At 44.7% G+C, this 17736-nt stretch carries 11 protein-coding genes; all 11 read left to right on the top strand.

Going from position 1 to position 17736, the window contains the following annotated elements:
- The first annotated feature begins 106 nt into the window (after positions 1-106).
- On the top strand, positions 107-1756 hold the full coding sequence (locus tag ACFGVR_RS04930; RefSeq protein WP_448701533.1) for a glycoside hydrolase family 43 protein: 1650 nt from the start codon (positions 107-109) through the stop codon (positions 1754-1756).
- Between the two features lie 110 nt (positions 1757-1866).
- Positions 1867-2793 carry an alpha/beta hydrolase gene (locus tag ACFGVR_RS04925; protein ID WP_448701532.1) on the top strand — a complete coding sequence of 309 codons (927 nt, stop codon included), beginning with the start codon at positions 1867-1869 and terminating at the stop codon, positions 2791-2793.
- 152 nt (positions 2794-2945) lie between these two features.
- A complete protein-coding gene (locus ACFGVR_RS04920; protein ID WP_448701531.1) occupies positions 2946-5783 on the top strand; it encodes a hypothetical protein in 2838 nt (945 codons plus the stop codon).
- 232 nt (positions 5784-6015) lie between these two features.
- Positions 6016-6786, top strand: a complete 771-nt coding sequence (gene kduD / locus ACFGVR_RS04915; RefSeq protein ID WP_448701529.1) for a 2-dehydro-3-deoxy-D-gluconate 5-dehydrogenase KduD — start codon at positions 6016-6018, stop codon at positions 6784-6786.
- Between the two features lie 132 nt (positions 6787-6918).
- The gene (gene kduI / locus ACFGVR_RS04910) at positions 6919-7749 is read left to right on the top strand and encodes a 5-dehydro-4-deoxy-D-glucuronate isomerase (RefSeq protein WP_448701528.1); all 831 of its coding nucleotides are present in this window, start codon (positions 6919-6921) and stop codon (positions 7747-7749) included.
- A 6-nt stretch (positions 7750-7755) separates the two neighbouring features.
- Positions 7756-9399: a glycoside hydrolase family 28 protein gene (locus ACFGVR_RS04905; RefSeq protein ID WP_448701526.1), complete on the top strand. Its 1644-nt coding sequence runs from the start codon at positions 7756-7758 to the stop codon at positions 9397-9399.
- Positions 9400-9401: 2 nt separating this feature from the next.
- A complete protein-coding gene (locus ACFGVR_RS04900) occupies positions 9402-11330 on the top strand; it encodes a glycoside hydrolase family 88 protein (protein ID WP_448701525.1) in 1929 nt (642 codons plus the stop codon).
- A 120-nt stretch (positions 11331-11450) separates the two neighbouring features.
- On the top strand, positions 11451-12956 hold the full coding sequence (locus tag ACFGVR_RS04895) for a tagaturonate reductase (protein ID WP_448701523.1): 1506 nt from the start codon (positions 11451-11453) through the stop codon (positions 12954-12956).
- 9 nt (positions 12957-12965) lie between these two features.
- Entirely contained in the window at positions 12966-14618 is a 1653-nt protein-coding gene (locus tag ACFGVR_RS04890; protein ID WP_448701522.1) for a UxaA family hydrolase, read from the top strand.
- Between the two features lie 224 nt (positions 14619-14842).
- The gene (gene uxaC, locus ACFGVR_RS04885; RefSeq protein ID WP_448701521.1) at positions 14843-16243 is read left to right on the top strand and encodes a glucuronate isomerase; all 1401 of its coding nucleotides are present in this window, start codon (positions 14843-14845) and stop codon (positions 16241-16243) included.
- Positions 16240-17256: a sugar kinase gene (locus ACFGVR_RS04880; RefSeq protein ID WP_448701519.1), complete on the top strand. Its 1017-nt coding sequence runs from the start codon at positions 16240-16242 to the stop codon at positions 17254-17256. The genes uxaC and ACFGVR_RS04880 overlap by 4 nt, the downstream gene beginning before the upstream one ends.
- Positions 17257-17736 lie beyond the last annotated feature (480 nt).

Genomic DNA, 17736 nt, shown 5'->3' with positions numbered 1-17736 from the left:
GTGCAATTGTAAACTCAACTGCACTTTTTTTTGAAGTATTTATGCAACCGTTTGCATTTTAATTTTTTACTATTGTAACAACAAACCTGTACAGTATAGTTTACCAATGAAGAACCTTATAGCCGCAGTATTTTTACTGCTTACTATCAATGCAGTTGCTCAAAAAAAGGCTACCGCTCCTGCGCCCGCTTCGCCCAAATATGTATCCAAAGTTTGGGTAGCCGATCAAGGTAACGGCACCTATAAAAACCCGGTATTAAATGCCGATTACTCCGACCCGGATGCTATCCGCGTGGGTAATGATTTTTACCTGGTATCATCAAGCTTTGAGGATATGCCGGGTTTACCTATCTTGCATTCAAACGACCTGGTTAACTGGAGTATCATTGGCCACGCTTTGCTGCGCCAGCCGCCATATGATCATTTTTCAAAACCGCAGCACGGTAACGGCGTTTGGGCGCCGGCTATCCGCTACCACAATGGCGAGTATTATATCTATTCTCCCGATCCGGATTACGGCATTTACGTATTAAAAGCCAAAAATCCTGCAGGGCCCTGGAGCGAACCGGTGTTGGTTGCTCCTGGTTCAGGATTGATCGATCCTTGCCCGTTGTGGGATGAAGATGGTACGGTATACCTGGTGCATGGCTGGGCCGGTAGCCGCGCGGGTATTAAAAGCATTATCACCATTAATAAATTAAACGCGGCCGGAACAAAAGTTATTGATGAAGGTGTAATGGTTTTTGACGGACATGAAACCGACCCTACTGTTGAAGGGCCCAAGCTGTACAAGCGTAATGGCTACTACTACATTTTTGCACCCGCCGGTGGTGTGCCAACAGGCTGGCAATTGGTTTTGCGCTCCAAAAACATTTATGGGCCTTACGAGCGTAAGGTAGTGATGGATCAGGGTAAATCAACAACTAACGGGCCGCACCAGGGGGCATGGGTTGATACCCAAACCGGCGAAGATTGGTTTTTGCACTTTCAGGATAAGGGAGCTTACGGAAGGGTGGTGCATTTGCAACCCATGAAATGGATGAATGACTGGCCTGTTATAGGACTCGACCCAAACCATACCGGCAAGGGCGAACCTGTACTGACCTATAAAAAACCAAACGTTGGCAAGGTTTACCCGATTGAAACTCCTGCCGAATCGGATGAGTTTAACGATATTAAATTAGGTATGCAATGGCAGTGGATGGCTAATCCAAGATCAACCTGGTTTGCCACAACTAATGCAGGTTATTTAAGATTGTTCTCGTACATGTCGCCCGATACAGCTAAAAACCTGTGGGATGCACCAAACGTGTTGCTGCAAAAAACACCTGCTGATGAGTTTATGGCCACTACCAAAATGACCTTTAAACCCAATGTTAAACTTGATGAAAAAGCAGGTTTAGTGATGATGGGTTTTAGCTACGCCGGTTTAACTATGCATTATAAAAAGGATGGTGTATATCTTACTTATATAGATTGCAAAGATGCTGTTAAAGGAAGCAAGGAAAAGGAAGAGACCTTGCTTAAAATGAGCCAATCCACGGTTTACCTGCGTGTAAAAGTAACAGCCGGTGCAGTTTGTAAATTTAGCTATAGTTTGGATGGTACAACCTTTACCGATGCCGGGTCTGAATTTAAAGCCGAAGTTGGCCGCTGGATAGGCGCCAAAATGGGCATTTTCTGTACCCGCACAACACAGATCAATGATTCGGGTTATGCCGATTTTGATTGGTTCAGGGTTGAGCCGGTGAAATGATAAATATAGCGCAGGGCTGTCATCATCTTGAGCTTGTCGAAGGATAGCAGGCAGGCCCACGCGTTATGGTTCGACAGGCTCACCATGACATCCTTAATTGATAATTTACCATGAAAAAACTCATCATATCAGCCGTTCTGCTCATCTGCATTAACCAAATACAGGCGCAGGATTTTATGCCGCTATGGCCCAAAGGCAAAATGCCTAATTCAAAAGGGTTGAATTTGCCTGATAGCATTACCAACGAACGAGTTTATAAAGTAGGAACGCCGGGCATGTACACGTTTTTTACAGGCAGGCAGGAAAACAAAGGCGCGGCGGTGATCATCTGCCCGGGCGGAGGTTATGAAAGATTAGCCTATGTGATCAGCGGTACACAATTGGCCAAGTGGTTCAACATCATGGGTATATCGGCTTTTGTACTGAACTATCGCCTGCCAGGTTCGCCGGATATTATTACCCGTAACACTGCACCATTACAGGATGCCCAGCGCGCTATGCGTATCATCAGGGCAAATGCGGCTAAGTGGGGTATAGACCCCAATAAGATCGGCATCATGGGGTCGTCCTCGGGCGGGCATGTGGCATCAACTCTGGGTACACATAACGAAGATGTTTCGGCCATTAAAGACTCGCTGGATAAAGTATCCTTTGCACCCAATTTTATGATCCTGGTTTCGCCGGTTATCAGTATGGGCACGTATGCTCATCAGGGGAGTGTGAAAAACTTGCTTGGCCCAAATCCCACAAAAGAACTATTAGATAAGTATTCGAACGAATTACAGGTAACACCCGGTACACCACCAACATTTATTGCCGATGCCGTTAATGATAAAACCGTAAACCCCATGAACAGCCTGCTTTTTTACCAGGCTTTGCTGCTCAATAAGGTACCGGTAAGCTTTCATGCTTTCCCGCAGGGAGCACACAGCATAGCGTTGCGCAATAATCCGGGTTCCACACAATTATGGACAGAGCTTTGCGAAGCATGGTTAAACGAGATGAATATTATTGGGACGCCATTGCCGGCTAAGTAACAAGGTTGTTGTAATGGGTGTAAACCCGGCTTAACGAATTGAATATTAACAATATCTTTATCAAAAAATATTCATGAATATTAGCTGTTGGTAATAAACTTTTTAACGGCATTATAGTCAAAGCAACACCATACCCTATCTTTCGAAACAACATGCACCTTAAAACATTTACACTTAAGCTATTTATCCTACTCAATTTTGTGGGCATAATGGCAATGGCTCAATCGCAGCCCTCACCTGGTAACATCAATACTCTTATCGGTAAAATAGGCACTTATAACGATGCCATGCCTATCGAAAAACTGTACCTGCATTTTGATAAACCTTATTACTCCATTGGAGATACTATCTGGTTTAAAGGTTATTTAATGAACCAGGCAATAGGTTATTCACGGCAAAGTAACCGCTTATATGTTGAGTTAGTTAACGATAGTAATGCGGTAGTTAAGCGTTTTGTTTTTCCGGTTGGTTACGGTATAACCTGGGGCAATATCGCGTTAAGCGGGCTATACGTGCACGAAGGCGCATATACCATAAGAGCATACACTAACTGGATGCGAAATTTTGGCGACGACTACTTTTTTAAGCAAACTTTTTATATTAATAACGAAGGTTATGATACCTGGCTGGTTAATTTAAAACCTACCATTGCTACTGTGGGCGGAAAGGATAATGTGAAGGTTGCCATGCAGTTCAATAGTCTGGACGGACAGACCCCGGGTTTACGCACTTTACAAATGAAAGTGCTGAACGGTAAAAAAGTATTATTCCGCAATGCGGCACAAACCGCAACAGACGGTTCACTGGATGTTGATTTTAGTTTGCCGTCACAAACCATCCTGAAAAATTTGAGTATAGTTGCGCAGGATAAGCTGGATCCTAAACGTACTGCCGTAATTCCGGTTAAAGTGAACCGGCCGCAGGATGTAGATCTGCAGTTTATGCCCGAAAGCGGTCAGCTGATAGCAGGTTTGCCTACCCGGGTTGGCTTTAAAGCCATAGGCGAAGATGGCAAAGGTGTTGATCTGCAAGGTTCTGTTTTTGATAGTGATAATATAGAAGTGGCCCGCCTGAATGCATTTAAATACGGCATGGGTACATTTGATATTACGCCGCAGGAAGGCAAAACCTATACCGCCAAAGTAACTATGGCCAATGGCGAGCAAAAAAGTGTTGCGCTGCCTGCTCTGGCAGCATCGGGTATTGTTTTAAGAGTAAAAAATAACCGCGCCGCTGATAGCATTATTGTAAATGTTTATACCAGCAGCAACCTTGCGGCTCAAAGTAATAAATATAACCTTATCGGGATGGCGCGTAACGTAGTATGCTACGGTGCAGCATTTACACTGGCCAGCAATTCGTTTAGGGTAACCATCGCGAAAAGCTTATTCCCTACAGGCGTTGCCCACTTAATGCTGATCAATGCCAATAATCAGCCGGTTAATGAAAGGCTGACTTATATTGATCATCATGACAATTTGAAAATAGATGTAAAAAGCGAGGCAGCTGCTTATGTCTCGCGCGATAGCATACCGGTACACGTTAATGTAGTTGATGAGAACGGTAAACCGGTTCGTGGTAGTTTTTCGATGGCGGTAACCGATGACTCGCAGGTTAAACAGGACGAGTATGCCGATAATATTTCATCGCGTATGCTGCTCTCGGCCGATCTGAAGGGTTACGTTGAAGACCCGGCTTATTACCTGCAGCCTACCGATGAAGCCTGGCGCGCACTTGATGCTTTGCTTTTAACCCAGGGATGGGTGGGTTACGATCTGAAAAAAGTTGACCAACCCATAAAACCTGCATTCGAAGCCGAAAAGAACTTTGAAGTAAAAGGTACGGTTACCAATTTGTTTAACAAGCCAATTGCCAAGTCGGATGTGTTATTGATGGCTACCGGCAAGCAACACTTTATCAGGGATACCATCACCAATGCCGAAGGTAAATTTGTATTTGCAAACATGCCTCCGGTTGATAGTGTAACTTATGTACTTTCGGCACGTAATGCCAAAGGCAAAACAGTTAACGGCGGTGTTTCGGTTGATGACCAAAGCCATCTAACAGTTAAATCAATAAATCCCGTTTCACCACAACCCTGGAACGTTAATACCGACAGCACCATGTTGAACTATGTGCGGTCGAACAAAAAGTACCAGGTTGAATTGGACAAGGCGCAATACGGCACCACCGGCAAAGTATTAAACGCGGTAAATATTCACGACAGAGCGTCTATCCGCGGTTCGCAAAATCTGAATGGTGCAGGTAACTCAGACCAGGTGATTACCGAAAGTGACCTGATCAATGCCGGTAAAGCAAGCTTGATGGATGTGATCAGCAGCAAAGTAAAAGGTTTTAGGACAGGCTTTTTTAAAGACAGCACAAAGCAAACCAACCTCACCTTCTTTATTAATGATAAGCGTGTGCATTTTGTGTTTGATGGTGTTGATGTTGACCGTTTTTATGAGCCGACCACAGGTATCCCCAACGAAAAGTATGAGTTTCATAAACAATACCTGGATTACATATCTGCCGAAGATGTTTTAGGTATCGAAGTATTGTACAGCTCACGTGCCAACGCGCTTTACAACGAGGCCAATTTAACTACCGATGACCTGTTGGCAGCTACAGCTACAGGGCCGGTTGGGTCGGATTATGCTTACCTCGAAATAACTACGCGGGCGGGCAGCGGGCCAAACCTGCAACGGGCCACAAGTATTTATCTCTATAGGCCGGTACCGCTTACCCTACCAAAAATGTTTTATACACCAAGGTACCCCGTTAAGGGCGCGCCACATACTTATGCCGATCTGCGTTCAACCATACACTGGGCACCAAGTTTTGTAACCGATAAGGACGGTAATGCCACGGTATCATTCTACGCGGCCGATAAAGCAGCAAAATATTCCATTATTATTCAGGGTAGCAATATGAGTGGGAAAGTTGGTTGTCAAACCGGTAAAATAACAGTGGGCCCGGGCACAAAATAGTTGCCGCAGACGACACTTTAAAATATCTATGGGGATAAGGAGATCAGTTGCCTTGTCCCCATTTTTTTTGATGTTGGGTGTTTTCTTTTTTGTTATGATTTAATATCGCCCTTTCGGGAACGATTGCGTTAAATTATTTCGGTTTATTACCCAATTTGTTACAAAAACTCCTTAGAATTGCTTTGGAAAGTTTTCAGATCCAGTTTCCCCTATCTAAAGGAAAAATAAACCTATGCAAATACAAAAATTATTCGACTTAAGTGGCAAAACCGCTATAGTTACAGGTGCCAACCGTGGTATAGGCAAAGCAATGGCTTTGGCCCTTGCCGCAGCCGGTGCAGATATTATTGGTGTTTCGGCCAATATCGCGTTAAGCGGTAGCGAAGCCGAAAAAGAAGTTACAGCTTTGGGCCGGCAGTTTAAGGCATACCAATGCGATTTTGGTAACCGGATATCGCTTGAAGCATTTATCAAACAGGTTTTGGCCGAAAATCCAAAGATCGATATCCTGGTAAATAACGCGGGTACCATTATGCGTAAACCTGCTGCCGAGCACCCTAATGATTATTGGGACACCGTAATCAATATCAACCTGGATGCACCATTTATTTTAACCCGCGAAATTGGCCGCCACATGCTGGAGCAAGGCTCGGGTAAGGTGATCTTTACGGCATCGTTGTTAACGTTTCAGGGTGGTATTAATGTGCCGGGATATGCAGCAAGTAAAGGCGCTATCGGCAGCTTAACTAAAGCATTTGCCAACGAATGGGCATCAAAAGGCGTTAATGTTAATGCTATTGCACCGGGTTATATCTCAACAGATAATACCGAAGCTTTACGCGCCGATCCGGACAGAAGCAAATCGATATTAGATCGTATACCTGCTGGCCGTTGGGGCGAAGCTGAGGATCTGGGTGGTGCAACCGTATTTTTAGCATCGGCAGCGTCAAACTATGTTAACGGCGTTATATTGCCTGTTGACGGTGGATGGATGGGAAGGTAAGCCCCCCAACCCCCTAAAGGGGGAGTAATGTGCAAATGTGTAGATATACAGATGTGCAAATGATGAATTAATTAAGTAAAAGAACCAATCATCGGTGAAATCACATAGTAATCGGTGAAATCATAAAATAAAATGGAACAACGATATCATAACAGCGCGAAAGAAGTAAGCACCATGACAACTGCCGAAATGCGCGCCAGCTTTTTAGTAGAAGGCCTGATGCAGCCGGGCGAACTTAAATTTGTGTACAGCCACTACGACCGTGTGATTGTAGGCAGTGCAGTGCCTACCAGCTCACCGATCACTTTAGGTAACTATCCTGAACTGCGTGCCGAATACTTTTTAGAACGCCGCGAACTGGGTATCATCAACATTGGTGGTGCGGGCGAAGTAGTTGTTGACGGTGAAACTTTCACAGTAAATAAACTGGATTGTGTGTTTGCAGGGAAAGGCGTTAAAGAAGTAACTTTTAAAAGTGCAGATAAGGCTAACCCGGCGCAATACTATTTACTGTCGGCACCGGCACACCAGGCTTACCCAACCCGCCTGTTAACTAAAGAAGAAGCTACCCCGGTAACTATCGGTTCGCCGGAGACTTCAAATCACCGTACTATTTACAAATACATCCATTTAGAAGGTATCCGCAGCAGCCAGCTGGTAATGGGTTTAACCGTTTTAGCTACCGGCAGCGTTTGGAACACCATGCCATCGCATACCCATGATCGCCGTATGGAAATGTACTTCTATTTTGATGTGCAACCAGGCCAGGTAGTGATGCACTTTATGGGGCAGCCGCAGGAAACACGCCATTTGGTGATGCAAAATAACGAGGCGGTAATATCGCCACCATGGTCAATCCACTCGGGTTGTGGTACCATTAACTACTCATTTATCTGGGGTATGGCCGGCGAAAACCAGGTGTACAGCGATATGGATCCGGTTGCTATTAATGAGTTAAGATAACATCGGATGAAAAAGGTAATTGGCGTAAGTTTTGGTTTGATGATGCTGGGAATGACGGCTATGGCGCAATTCCCGGGGATAAACCTGCCTAAAGTAAAACAGCCGGGTTTTAAAACCGATACGATAAAAATTACCGATTATAAAGTAGTTGCCGATGGGTTGACGTTGAATACCGAAGCTATCAACAAAGCCATTAGCGATTGCAGTGCAAAAGGCGGTGGCGTGGTAGTAATACCGGCAGGTACCTGGTTAACCGGGCCAATTGAGCTGAAAAGCAATGTAAACCTGCACCTGGACCGTAATTCGGTTTTACAGTTTACCAACGATCTAAACCAGTACCCTATTGTTATAGGTTATTTTGAAGGGCGGGATGCGGGGCGCTGCAAGTCGCCTATATCGGGTAAAGACCTGCAGAATGTAGCTATCACCGGTTATGGCGTTATCGACGGAAACGGCGATGCCTGGCGCATGGTGAAGAAGATAAAACTGAACGAAACCCAGTGGCAGGATAGGCTTGCCTCGGGAGGTGTGCTAAGTGATGACAAGATGACCTGGTACCCTTCGGAGAAATCATTGAAAGGCACAACGGTTGATAAGCCCGGTGTTTTATTGCCCGGCCGCACCATTAAGGATTTTGAAGCTTATAAAGATTATCTGCGCCCCAATTTAGTGGTGCTGAACAATTGCAAGCAGGTTTTGCTGGAAGGTGTTACTTTTCAAAACTCACCGGCCTGGAATTTGCACCCGTTTCAATGCTCAAACCTTACTTTACGCAATGTTACGGTTAAAAACCCGTGGTATGCACAGAATGGTGATGGTATCGACCTGGAATGCAGCACCAATACGCTGATCGAAAACAGTGTGTTTGATGTAGGCGATGATGGTATCTGTATCAAATCGGGCAGGGATGAAGCCGGGCGCAAGCTGGGGAAGCCTACCGAAAATGTAATTGTACGTAACTGTATCGTTTACCACGCGCATGGCGGTTTTGTTATCGGTAGCGAAATGAGCGGCGGGGCACGTAATATTTTTGTTTACAACTGCTCGTTTTTAGGTACCGATGTTGGCCTGCGTTTTAAAACAGTCCGCGGCCGCGGCGGCGTGGTACAAAACATCTATGTAACCAATATCAACATGAAAGATATTGTTGCCGAGGCTATTTCGTTCGATATGTATTACGAGGCAAAAGACCCTGTTGTGCTGGCTGGCGAAACGCGCGTGGCACCAAAGGTGGTTACGTTGCCGGTTACCGAAGGTACGCCACAGTTTAAGGATTTTCACATCAGTAATATAGTTTGCAACGGCGCCGGCACAGCGATATTTATCCGTGGGCTACCTGAAATGAATGTTTTGGGCGCTTATATGGATAACATGACCATTAAGGCTAAGAAAGGTATTGTATGTACCGAGGCTACAGGTGTTTACATCCGTGGTTTGCATTTGGTAACCGATGAGTTTAACCCAACCGTTAGTATCGATAATAGCCAGAGTGTTAACCTGGAAAATGTGACCTATAGCGGTAGTAAACTACTGTTTAACATATCGGGTAATAACACGTCGGATATCAACGTTAGCGGTACAAAGGCCAGCATGACTGATGTGAAATTAAGCGATGGCGCAACAAAAAACGCAATCGTTATCAATAAATAACTATGAAAGCATTGATAAAAACAGGTGCCGTGTTTATGTTAGCCGCAGTATGCGGTAATACACAGGCGCAGGATGTACCCATGTCGCAAAAAATTGCGGCTACAGTGATGAAGGTTTGGCCTTCGGATACTGCATCAAAAACAGGTAGGCCCTTTAAACGCTGGAACTACGACGAAGGCGTAATACTGAAAGGTATTGAAGGCGTTTGGCTGCAAACTGCCGACCGGACTTATTTTAAATACCTGCAGCAAAGCATGGATAACCTGATAAGCGCCGATGGCAGCCAGATAGCAGGTTATAAAAGTGACGCCTATACTTTAGATAACGTGTTGTGCGGCCGCAACCTGCTTATGTTGTACAATGTAACCGGGTCGGCTAAATATTTAAAGGCCGCCACAACTTTATACGACCAGCTTAAAAAACAACCCCGCACGCCAGAAGGCGGTTTTTGGCACAAAAAAATATACGAAGAGCAAATGTGGCTCGACGGGTTATATATGGCCGAATCGTTTTATGCTGAATACGCAGCGCAGTTTCACCACGAGGCTGATTTTGACGATATCGCCAAGCAGTTTATCCTGATGGAGCAACATGCCCGCGACCCTAAAACCGGGTTGCTGTACCATGGCTGGGATTACAGTAAAAAGCAAAAATGGGCCAACCCACAAACCGGGTTATCACCAAACTTTTGGGCACGTGCAGATGGCTGGTATGCCATGGCGTTGGTTGATGTGTTAGATTACCTGCCACAAGACTACGCCAAACGGGCCGATATTATCGCTATTTTGAACCGTTTAGCTGCAGCTATCCAGAAGTACCCGGATCCTAAGAGCGGTGTGTGGTATGATATTATGGATAAACCCGATGGTAAAGGTAATTACCTGGAATCGTCGGCATCGAGTATGTTTGTATACGCACTGGCTAAAGGTATCCGTAACGGCTACCTGCCCGCAAGCTACCTGAGTGTTGCCGAAAAGGGCTACAAAGGCATCCTGAAAGAATTTGTTAAAACCGATGCCGATGGACAAACCAATTTGGCCGGTACGGTAACGGTATCCGGCTTAGGTGGAAACCCATACCGCGATGGCAGCTACGAATATTACATGAGCGAAAAGGTGATCACCAATGATCCGAAAGGCACCGGCGCTTTCCTGCAATGCGCTGTAGAGATGGAGCGTTTAACCAATCGCAATTTAGGCAAAGGCAAAACCGTTATCCTCGACTCATATTTTAATGATGAGCACCGAAAAGATGCCTTAACCGGCCAAACCCTATCGTTCCATTACAAGTGGGAAGAACAGGATAATAATGGTTTTTCATTCTTCGCCAATGCATTCCACAATTATGGCGTGAATACTACTACGCTATATCAGGCGCCGACAGCGGCCAATTTAAAAAAAGGCAATATTTATGTTATTGTCGATCCGGATATCCCGAAAGAAAACCCGGACGCCAAATATATTGAGCCTGCGCATGTATCCGCGATAAGCGAATGGGTTAAAGCAGGTGGGGTATTGATCGTGTTGAACAATGATACCGGTAATGCCGAGTTTAAACATCTGAACACTTTGCTGGCCAAATTCGGGATCCATGATAACGAAGACAGCCGCAACCATGTGGTAACGCCGCATTTTGAAACAGGCGCGGTAAATATCCCGGCAACGGATAAAGTATTTAAAACAGCTAAAAAGGTATACATTAAAGAGATATCAACCTTTGCGGTAAAACCTCCGGCAATAGCCAGTTTGACAGACAATAAGGATATTATTGTGGCTACTGCCAAATACGGAAAGGGTGCGGTTTTTGTGGTAGGTGACCCGTGGTTTTATAACGAATATACCGACGGGCGCAAGCTGCCTGCCGATTACGATAATTTAAAAGCGGCTAACGATTTAATTAAATGGGCTTTGCGGCAACTGAATGCCAAATAAATTTATAAAGCGGGTAATCCAGATTATCTATTTTGTAACGATGGTTGTAACTTTGCGAGAGCAACCAATTGTTCAAAACTGACAGGTTTTCGAGTAAAACCCAAAAGAATAAAAAAGGAAATGACGAAGAAGAATATGATACTTTCAAAGAACAGTTTAAAAGGTATTGCGGTACCTGGTTTAATTGTACCCGATGCTAAATTATTTGAACTGCCAGAAAAGGTATTGCAATTTGGTACCGGTGTTTTGTTAAGAGGTTTACCCGATTTTTTTATTGATAAAGCAAACCGCGCCGGTATTTTTAACGGGCGTGTTGTGGTGGTAAAATCTACCGATACCGGTTCATCCGCCGAATTTGATGACCAGGATAGCTTGTACACTTTAGGTATTAAAGGCATTGCCGACGGTAAAAAAGTGGAAGAGGATGTGATCTGCTCGTCTATCAGCCGTGTACTAACTGCCGGTAAAGACTGGGCAGCTATTTTAGAGTTTGCCCGTAACCCTGAACTGCAGATCGTGATATCGAACACAACCGAAGTTGGGATTCAACTGGTTGAAGATGATGTGCACAAAGCTCCTCCGATATCATTCCCCGGTAAATTGTTAGCTGTGCTGCACGAACGCTACAAAGCTTTGGGCGGAAGCGAAGAGGCTGGTTTGGTTATCGTACCAACCGAGCTGATTGTTGATAACGGTAAAAAGCTGAAAGGCATTGTTCTGGAACTGGCTTCGCAAAACGACTTTGATAAAGATTTCATCCACTGGTTAGATCGACATAATCATTTCTGCGATTCGCTGGTTGACCGTATCGTGCCAGGTAAACCCGATGCCAAAACATTGGAGCGTTTAGAGGATCAGTGCGGTTACCGGGATAACCTGCGCATCGCATCAGAAGTTTACAGCCTTTGGGCCATACAGGGCGATGAGAAAGTAAAATCGGTATTGAGCTTTGCCCAGGCAGATAAAGGTGTGGTAATAGCACCGGATATCGAGATCTTCCGCGAATTGAAATTACGGTTGTTAAACGGCACGCATACTTTAAGCTGCGCGGTAGCATTCTTGTCGGGATTTAAAACTGTGCGCGAGGCTATGGATGATGCCGTATTCTCGGTGTTTATCACACAACTGGCATTTAACGAGATCGCCCCGGCTATCCCATACAAAATAGATCCGGAAGTGGCGCATGATTTTGCAGGCAAGGTTCTGGACAGGTTCCGTAACCCGCACATCGAGCACCAGTGGATCAGCATATCGGCGCAGTACTCATCAAAAATGAAGATGCGTGTGATACCGGTACTTTTACAACATTACCGTACCGAAACAACTCCGCCTGAAAATGTTACTTTAGGTTTTGCGGCATTTATCCGTTTTATGAAAGTGGTTAAAAATGCCAAAGGCGAATTTATTGGCACCAATAACGGCGAAGAATATAAAGTTACCGATGACAACGCAGCCATATTTGCCGAAGCCTGGAAAGATGAGGATACAGATAACGTAGTGAATAACATTTTATCAAACGAAAATTTATGGGGCGGCCCCAACCTGACCATTTTACCTGGTTTTGAAGAAGCTGTTGCCAAAAAGTTAAAGCATATTTTACACGACGGTATCTTTGATACCGTTTAAGGATTTGAAATGAAACAAAGCATTTTAAAAGTGCACCCCAAAGACAATGTGGTGGTGGCACTAAGAGATCTTCAGGCTGGCGAAACTGCCGAATACGAAGGAAAAAGCTATATCGTAAAAGAGTTTATTGCGGCTAAACATAAGTTTGCCGAGGTGTTGATTCCGGCGGGGAGCGAAATAATAATGTATGGCGTTTTGGTTGGCAAAGCGCAAAGCGATATACAGGCCGGTGGTTTGTTAAGCACCACTAACGTTAAGCATGCCGCGAGCGGCTTTTTAACCGCACAGCACCACGATGAATGGCACAAACCAGACACTGCTAAATGGGCAGGTAAAACATTTAATGGCTTCCATCGCGAAGATGGCAGCGTGGGCACCGGCAATTACTGGCTGGTTATCCCGATGGTGTTTTGCGAGAACCGCAATTTGGAAGTGCTGCAGGATGCTTTGGTAAAGCCATTAGGCTACGGGCGGCATAACAGCTATCAAACCAAAGCACAGCAACTCATTAACCTGGTAAAAGAGGGCGGAAGTGTTGAGCAGGTTTTATATACCGAAGTTAAGGATGGTACCGCTGTTGATAAGGCAAGCAGGATCTTCCCGAATGTTGACGGTATTAAATTTTTAACCCATAACGGCGGTTGCGGCGGTACCCGCCAGGATGCTACCGCACTTTGCGGCTTATTGGCTGGTTATATTACACACCCTAATGTTGCGGGTGCTACGGTAATGAGTCTGGGCTGCCAAAACGCGCAGGTAAGCATACTGGAAGAAGAGATCAAAAAACGTTCGCCGAATTTTAACAAACCGCTTTATGTTTTGGATCAGCAAAAGGTTGGTAAAGAAAGCGACTTGTTAGAGTTAGCTATCCGCCAAACGATGGCCGGTTTGATCGAAGCGAATAACAACGTTCGCCAACCTGCGCCGTTAAGCAAAATAACCATTGGTTTGGAGTGCGGTGGTTCTGACGGCTTTTCGGGCATATCGGCTAACCCGGCAATTGGTTATACCAGCGATCTGTTGGTAAGCCTGGGTGGTTCGGTTATTTTGGCCGAGTTCCCTGAATTGTGTGGCGTGGAGCAAAATATTATTGACCGTTGTGTAGATAAAGAAAAAGCCGACAGGTTTAGTCACCTGGTTAAAACTTACGCCCAGCGCGCTGAAGAGGTAGGCTCGGGTTTTGATATGAACCCATCGCCGGGTAATATTAAGGATGGTTTAATTACCGACGCCATCAAATCGGCAGGAGCTGCAAAAAAAGGCGGTACATCGCCGGTGGTTGATGTATTGGATTATCCCGAAAAGGTAACCAAACCCGGCTTAAACTTATTATGTACCCCGGGTAACGATGTGGAAAGTACTACAGCAGAAGTTGCCAGTGGTGCTAATGTGGTGTTGTTTACAACAGGTTTAGGTACACCAACAGGTAACCCTATTACACCGGTTGTTAAAATATCCACCAATACCAACCTGTACAAAAAGATGAGCGATATTATCGATATCGACACAGGTTCGATCATCGATGGTGACGAAACCATTGAACAAGCTGGTGAACGTATTTTAGACTATGTAATTAAAGTAGCCAGCGGCGAAATTGAAGTAAGCGCAGTACGCCACGGGCAGGACGATTTTATCCCGTGGAAACGGGGGATATCCTTGTAAAATATCAGTGTCATTTCGACCGGAGGGAGAAACTATCTCTTGAGCAGGGCGGTGCCCCGACTGTGAGAGCGAAAATCTTCTGCGTGCGACATGTATGCTGTAGACTTGAATGGTACAGAAGAGTTCTCTCTATCGTTCGAAATGACATAGTTTTTAATTAATCAATAAAACCTAAATAAAATTATCGGTGTAATCATCACTTACATCGGTGCAATTAAATTATAATGAAGAAGTTTTTAGACGAGAATTTTTTATTGCAAACGTCGACCGCACAAAAGTTGTATCACGGTTTTGCAAAGGATATGCCGATCATCGATTACCATTGCCACCTGCCGCCAGACCAGATAGCCAATGATATCAATTTTAATAACATTACTCATGCCTGGCTGTATGGCGATCATTACAAATGGCGTGCAATGCGTGCCAATGGTGTAAATGAAAGCTTTATTACCGGCAGTGCCAGCGATGCAGATAAATTCCAGAAATGGGCCGAAACCGTGCCTTATACCCTGCGCAACCCGCTTTACCATTGGACGCACCTGGAATTGCAACGTTATTTTGATATTGATGCTATCCTTTCGGGAAAGAACGCGAAAGAAATTTACGACGAAACTTCGGCTAAATTGCAAACCAAGGAATTTTCAATCCAGGGGTTGATCAAAAGGATGAACGTAAAGGTGATCTGTACAACAGATGACCCGATAGATAACCTGGAATACCATCAAAAAATTGCCAGGGACGGCGCTGTTGCGAAGATCGCTCCCGCTTTCCGTCCCGACAAGGCAATGAATGCCGATGATATTGCCGGTTTAAATGCCTACATCAATAAAGTTGGCGAAGTAACCAATACCGATATCAACAGCTACGATGCTTACCTGAAGGCTTTAAAACAACGCCATGATTACTTTGCTGCCAATGGCTGTAAGGTATCCGACCATGGTTTGGAGCAGATATACGCTGAGGATTATACCGATGCCGAAGTTAGCGCCATCTTTGAAAAGATCCGTGCCAACAAAGCTTTAACCGATATTGAAGTGCTGAAAATTAAATCGGCATTACTGCACCAGTTTGCCATTTGGGATCACGAAAAAGGCTGGGTACAGCAATATCACTTAGGGGCGTTGCGTAACAACAATGCGCGTGCTTTATCAAACCTGGGCCCGGATACGGGCTGGGATTCGATTGGCGACTTTAGCCAGGGTAAAGCCTTATCTAAGTTTTTAAACAAGCTGGATGCTACTAACCAGTTGACCAAAACCATTCTGTATAACCTTAACCCGCGCGATAATGAGTTAATGGCTACGATGATCGGTAACTTTAACGATGGTTCGGTAGCAGGCAAAATTCAGTTTGGTTCGGGCTGGTGGTTCCTTGATCAGAAAGATGGTATGACCAAGCAATTGAATACCCTGTCAAACATGGGTTTAGTGAGCCAGATGGTTGGTATGTTAACCGATTCGCGCAGCTTTTTATCGTTCCCCCGTCACGAATACTTCAGAAGGATACTTTGTAACCTTTTTGGTGATGATGTAGAGAACGGCGAATTGCCTAATGATATTGAATGGATCGGTAAAATTATCCAGGATATCAGCTACAATAACGCTCAGCAATATTTTAACTGGTGATAACAAAGGTGTTGTGTTTTGGTGAGCTTTTGCTGCGGGTTTCGCCCGCGCCCGAAGACTCTGCCGTTGAGAAACACCCCTTCTTTTTATACATGGGCGGTGCCGAGGCTAATGTGGCCACGGCATTAGCCGGATGGAACGTACCCGTAAAGTACTGCACCGCCCTGCCTGATAATTTTATGAGCCGCCATGTGATAGATTACCTGGAATATAAAGGGATCTTCACCTCGTCTATTCTGTACACCGGCAGCCGCATGGGTATTTATTATCTTGAGCGGGGCGCCGACTTGAAGGGCAGCGTGGTTTATGATCGCGATCACTCCTCGTTTTCGGGCCTTAAACGCGGGATGATCGATTGGGATAAAGTGCTGCGTGATGTATCCTGGTTTAACTTTACGGCCATAAGCCCGGCGTTGAATGAGCAGGTGGCCGATGTATGCCTTGAAGCTTTAGAGGCAGCATCCCGTAAGGGGATAACCATATCGGTTGACCTGAACTACCGCTCGCGCCTATGGAAATACGGTAAACAGCCGACCGAGATAATGCCCAAACTGCTTGAGCACTGCGACCTGGTAATGGGCAACATCTGGAGCGCAAACAGTTTGTTAGGTACCCAGATAGATGCCGATATTCACGGGAAGCAAAGTAAACTGGCTTACCTGGATCATGCGGAGGCAACCTCGCGCGAGATCATGCACCTCTTCCCGAAAGTAAAAACCGTTGCCAATACATTCCGCTTTGACGCCGACAATAACCATTTGCATTACTATACCTCTTTATATACCAATGGACAGCAATATCACTCGCCCGAGTTTAGCTGCGCCGGTGTGGTTGACCGATCAGGCAGCGGTGATTGCTTTATGGCAGGCCTGATATATGGCTTTTATAATCATAACCAACCGCAGGAAATTTTAGATTATGCTACCGCTGCTGCCTTTGGCAAACTACAGGAACAAGGCGATGCTACAGGACAGGATGTTTTAACTGTTAAAAAAGTTAAAGCAGAAGAATAGTACCTTGTAGTTGAGATAATAAAGCTCAAATCAAAAAAATTAACCACTGGTGAATTTGTGTTAAAATGTTGCTTTATTTGTTGAAATAAGGCCTTTTGCCCGATTTTTCAGTGCTTATTAGCTATATTTGAGCAATAAATATTTCTAATTATAAATAATTCAACTATTGAAAAACAAACATACAGATATACCTTTCTTCACAAGTTAACTACTATCGTAGCCTTGTAAATTTAATCGAAAGCATCTTTTATTAACATCTATAGATGCTTGTGGTTGCAGTAATAATAAATATTTTTTTTATAAATACCTGTAACTAAACTTAAAACACTTTCGTAAAAGTACAACTCACCGGCAAATGTGGAAAACTATTATGCCGGTGTGCCGCGTATCGTGCCTTCACATTTATTATTATATCGGGTTGGGTCCGCGGCAATGGTGAAAGTGATTAATGAATGTAGAATATCTGTTAATGTTACTGTA

The organism is Mucilaginibacter aureus (assembly GCF_053514885.1).
The sequence above is the reverse complement of the archived record's forward strand: the minus strand, read 5'-3'. Positions and strand labels throughout refer to the sequence as shown.

Bases quoted from the DNA above. Each gene is read 5' to 3' on its own strand.
- ACFGVR_RS04930 (WP_448701533.1), top strand. From the start codon at position 107: ATGAAGAACCTTATAGCCGCAGTATTTTTACTGCTTACTATCAATGCA.
- ACFGVR_RS04925 (WP_448701532.1), top strand. From the start codon at position 1,867: ATGAAAAAACTCATCATATCAGCCGTTCTGCTCATCTGCATTAACCAA.
- ACFGVR_RS04920 (WP_448701531.1), top strand. From the start codon at position 2,946: ATGCACCTTAAAACATTTACACTTAAGCTATTTATCCTACTCAATTTT.
- kduD (WP_448701529.1), top strand. From the start codon at position 6,016: ATGCAAATACAAAAATTATTCGACTTAAGTGGCAAAACCGCTATAGTT.
- kduI (WP_448701528.1), top strand. From the start codon at position 6,919: ATGGAACAACGATATCATAACAGCGCGAAAGAAGTAAGCACCATGACA.
- ACFGVR_RS04905 (WP_448701526.1), top strand. From the start codon at position 7,756: ATGAAAAAGGTAATTGGCGTAAGTTTTGGTTTGATGATGCTGGGAATG.
- ACFGVR_RS04900 (WP_448701525.1), top strand. From the start codon at position 9,402: ATGAAAGCATTGATAAAAACAGGTGCCGTGTTTATGTTAGCCGCAGTA.
- ACFGVR_RS04895 (WP_448701523.1), top strand. From the start codon at position 11,451: ATGACGAAGAAGAATATGATACTTTCAAAGAACAGTTTAAAAGGTATT.
- ACFGVR_RS04890 (WP_448701522.1), top strand. From the start codon at position 12,966: ATGAAACAAAGCATTTTAAAAGTGCACCCCAAAGACAATGTGGTGGTG.
- uxaC (WP_448701521.1), top strand. From the start codon at position 14,843: ATGAAGAAGTTTTTAGACGAGAATTTTTTATTGCAAACGTCGACCGCA.